The 790-nt window shown below is 73.2% G+C and carries 1 protein-coding gene and 1 pseudogene; one reads left to right on the top strand and one right to left on the bottom strand.

The genetic code is table 11. The features are described from left to right. Positions 1-185, top strand: a pseudogene (locus ACY45C_RS19965) (alkyl sulfatase); the annotation flags it as partial. Between the two features lie 41 nt (positions 186-226). Here the strand turns inward: ACY45C_RS19965 and ACY45C_RS19960 are convergent. Then, the coding region (locus ACY45C_RS19960; protein WP_462189095.1) for an HAD hydrolase-like protein at positions 227-790 on the bottom strand (564 nt) is incomplete at its 5' end.

Raw genomic sequence — 790 nt, 5'->3', positions numbered from 1 at the left:
GACGGCTGCCTGCGGCACATCGGCGAGGGCACCCGCGACGACGCCAGATCATCCTAACGCTGGACAGCGACGACCTGGTGGCGGTCGCCGAGGGAAGGCTTCCCGCGATGACCGCCTGGGCCAGTGGACGGCTGAAGGTGGACGCGAGCGTGCGGGATCTGCTGCGGGTCCGCTCGCTGCTGTGACGATGCGCCTGTTCGCCGACGATGCTCCAAGGCGCCGGGACTCAGGCGGGCGCCACGGGCTCCAGCGCCCGGGGCGCCGGAGCCATCAGGTCCTCGCAGCCCGGCGGGCGTCGCGCCGCGATCGTGTGGACGGCGACGCCCCTGTCCAGGGCGGACCAGACTGTGGCGCAGGCGGCCCGCAGCCCGTCCAGCCCGTCGGTGCCGTCCCCGTTCCACGTGTCGTCGCCCGGCACATCCCAGTCTGACGCATTCCCACCGGAATGACCGCTACCCGAACGATCGCCACCCGACGCGTCATCGCCCGGCCCGTGGCTCTCACCCGACCCGTGGCTCTCACCCGACCAGTGCAGCGTCCCCTCCTCGACCCGGCTGCTCCAGACGCCGCAACGATAGGCGTGGTTCCCCAGCTCCGGGACGGCCTTCACCGGTGGCGCCGCCCGGAGCAGCCCGCGCAGGTCCGCGGCGACGAAGTCGGGACGGTGCGGAGCGGGAGCGGCGAGCAGGTCCCCGGGGGTCGTCACCCCGGTGAAGACGAGCAGGGTCGGCGTCGACGTCCGGTGACCGGCCTCGATGTCGGTGTCGAGCCGGTCACCGACGATGAGGGG

This window comes from Frankia sp. CcWB2, from assembly GCF_977927585.1.
The sequence above is the reverse complement of the archived record's forward strand: the minus strand, read 5'-3'. Positions and strand labels throughout refer to the sequence as shown.